Source organism: Amycolatopsis sp. SID8362, assembly GCF_010550475.1.
Classification (GTDB): domain Bacteria; phylum Actinomycetota; class Actinomycetes; order Mycobacteriales; family Pseudonocardiaceae; genus Amycolatopsis; species Amycolatopsis eburnea.
The window spans coordinates 1-3,059 of the sequence record NZ_JAAGNB010000751.1 but is presented as its reverse complement, the minus strand read 5'-3'; the positions used below and the strand labels follow the sequence as shown (position 1 = coordinate 3,059).

Here is a 3,059-nt window from a genome sequence, read left to right as displayed (position 1 = left end):
CCAGCCAGCGGCCGTCGCGCAGGTGCTCCACGCCCGTCGCCGCGCCGATCTCGGCCGGTGCCGTCGAGAAGCCCTGGCCGCGCGCCCGCAAGTCCGCCGTCTCCGGCTGGTCCAAGAACGCCTGCTCGACCTGGGCCGCCGCCGAGTTGCGCTGCGACGCCCGCGGGGCCGCGATCGCGTCCTCCAGGGACAGGCCCCGGTCCAGGCGCCCGAGGAGGACCTGCAGGACCGTCGTGATGATCGACGCGCCGCCCGGGGAACCCGTCGCGAAGAACGGGCGGCCGTGGTCGAGGACGATCGTCGGGGCCATCGACGAGCGCGGCCGCTTGCCGGGGCCAGGCAGGTTCGGGTCGGGCACGCCCGGCGTCACCGGCGTGAACGAGAAGTCGGTCAGCTCGTTGTTGAGCAGGAACCCGCGGCCCGGCACCACGATGCCGCTGCCGCCCTCCTGCTCGATCGTCAGCGTGTACGCGACGACGTTGCCCCACTTGTCGGCGACCGTCAGGTGGGTGGTGTTCTCGCCTTCGTACGGCGTCGGCGCCGCGGTCGTCCCGGCGGCGCACGGCGTCGGGTGGCGGGGGTCGGCCGGGGCGACCGGGCTGGTCGCCGCCTTGTCCTTCGAGATCAGGCACGCGCGCGAGTCGGCGAAGCGCTGGCTGAGCAGCTCGCGGGCCGGGACATCGACGAACGCCGGGTCGCCGATCCAGCGGTTGCGGTCGGCGAAGGCGAAGCGGGTCGACTCCAGGAAGTACTGCAGGTAGTCGGCCTTGCTCGCGTGCTTCAGGTCGAAGTTCTCGAGGATGTTGAGCGCCTCGGCGACGGTCAGCCCGCCGGACGACGGCGCGGGCATGCCGTAGACGTCGAGGCCGTGGTAGCTGGTGTGCGTCGGGCGGCGCTCGATCACGTCGTAGGCGGCGAGGTCGCCGGTGGTGAGCTTGCCGGGGCGGACGTTCAGCGTCGAGGCCGGGTCCACCGGCGGCTTCTGCACGGTCTTGGCGATGTCCGCGCCGATCGGGCCGTCGTACAGCGCGCCGACGCCCTGCCGTTCGAGCTGCGCGTACGTCGCGGCCAGGTCGGGGTTCTTGAAGACCGTGCCGGGTGCCGGCGGGGCGCCACCCGGCAGGTAGAGCGAGCGCGTCGACGGGAACGCCGAGAACCGCGCGGCGTTGTTCGCGATCTGCGTCTGGAACGTCGAGTCGACGACGAAGCCGTTGCGCGCGAGGTTCTCCGCCGGCTTCAGCGACTTCGCCAGCGAGCGCGTCCCCCACTTGCGCAGCGCCTCGGACCACGTCGCCGGCGTGCCGGGCACGCCTACGCCGAGGCCGCTGGTGACCGCGTCGGCGAACGGCAGCGGCTTGCCGTTCTCGACGAACAGGTTCTCGTCGGCGGTCGACGGCGCGGTCTCGCGGCCGTCCAGGGTGTGCACGCGGTGCGTCGCGGCGTCGTAGTAGACGAAGAACCCGCCCCCGCCGACGCCGGCGGAGAACGGGTCGGTGACCCCGAGCGCGGCGGCGACCGCGACCGCCGCGTCGACGGCGTTCCCGCCGTCGCGCAGGACCTGGGTGCCGATCGCCGTGGCATCGGCGTCGATGCTGGCCACGGCCCCGCCGAAGCCGACGGCGACCGGCGACTTGGGGGTGGGGGTGGCCGCGGAAGCGGGCCCGCTCGCGACGGTGGTGACGAGCGCGGCGGCAGCGGCGATGACGAGGGTTCGGCGGCATCTGAGCGCGGGCATGCGGGCGAGTCTGCCTCTTGGCATCCCCCGCTACAAGACGCCAACAGGGCCGATACACCCGTTTCGTCAGCTTTTCACACAGTTCAGGGGTTCCGGAAATTGATTCACATGGAGCAGTGACGTTGCCGTACCCGCTGTAACAGAATCGTGCGGCGCGGCCCTGCACAGCCGCGCACAGCGAGGGCAACCGGAAGGAACAACTCAAGATGACTGCACCACGACGGTGGCGCCGCCTGCTCGGCGCCGCACTCGCGGTCTCGACCTCCCTGCTGGTCGCGACCGCCACCGGCGCCGAGGCATCGCCGCCGCTCCCCCAGCAAGACGCCACCGGCAACCACGAAATGGGAGCGGCGATCCGCGCCCACGACGGGGTGGCCCCGGCCGGCCTGGCGCCGGCGTCGGTGGACTCGAGCGTCCCCGGCATCGATGTAAGCGCTTACCAGGGCAACGTCAACTGGGCGTCGTACTGGAGCGCGGGCAAGAAGTTCGCCTACGTCAAGGCGACCGAAGGCACCGGCTACACGAACGCGTACTTCAGCCAGCAGTACACCGGTTCGTACAACGTCGGCATGATCCGCGGCGCGTACCACTACGGCCGCCCGGACACCTCGGGCGGCGCGGCCCAGGCCGACTACTTCGTCGCCCACGGCGGCGGCTGGTCGAAGGACGGCAAGACGCTCCCCGGCACGCTCGACATCGAATGGGGCCCGAACAACGCCTGCTACGGCAAGACGCCGTCGCAGATGGTGGCGTGGATCAAGGCGTTCAGCGACGAGTACCACGCGAAGACGACCCGCTGGCCGGTGATCTACACGGCGACGAGCTGGTGGAGCCAGTGCACCGGCAACACGGGCGACTTCAGCTCGACGAACCCGCTCTGGGTGGCGCGCTACGCGTCGACGGTGGGCACGCTGCCGTACAACTGGGGCTTCTACACGTTCTGGCAGTACAGCTCCTCGCCGATCGACCAGGACACCTTCAGCGCGGACATCACGCGCCTGAAGGTGCTGGCGACGGGCTGATCCCGACTTCCGCGGGTTACGCGGGTGGCGCGGTCGACGGAAGACTCGATCGCGTCACCCACGCCGTGGAGGGAAACCGTGCGCCTGACCGCCCTGCTCCCCCTGCTCGCCGCCGTCCCGCTCGTCGCGTTCCCGGCCGTGGCCACCGCCGCGCCCGGCTGCTTCGACCCGGCCGCACCGCTGACCGTGGAAGAGCAACGCCTGACCGCGGCCCTGCCCGCGGGCGGCCCCGCCGTCGGACCCGAACTGGTCCGGCTGGCCGGGCTCGACCCGCTCGTCGCCGAGGTGAAGCACGACCTCTG

At 71.7% G+C, this 3,059-nt stretch carries 2 protein-coding genes and 1 pseudogene; 2 read left to right on the top strand and 1 reads right to left on the bottom strand.

What is annotated here, in order from left to right:
• Positions 1-1,735 (bottom strand): gamma-glutamyltransferase (ggt, locus tag G3I65_RS23440; RefSeq protein WP_160698016.1); only part of this gene is annotated, 1,735 nt, incomplete at its 3' end.
• Between the two features lie 206 nt (positions 1,736-1,941).
• Between ggt and G3I65_RS23435 the strand changes: the two genes are divergently transcribed.
• Positions 1,942-2,757 carry a lysozyme gene (locus tag G3I65_RS23435; RefSeq protein ID WP_125310854.1) on the top strand — a complete coding sequence of 272 codons (816 nt, stop codon included), beginning with the start codon at positions 1,942-1,944 and terminating at the stop codon, positions 2,755-2,757.
• Between the two features lie 78 nt (positions 2,758-2,835).
• Positions 2,836-3,059: pseudogene (locus G3I65_RS23430) on the top strand (hypothetical protein); the annotation flags it as partial.

Bases quoted from the DNA above. Each gene is read 5' to 3' on its own strand.
- G3I65_RS23435 (WP_125310854.1), top strand. From the start codon at position 1,942: ATGACTGCACCACGACGGTGGCGCCGCCTGCTCGGCGCCGCACTCGCG.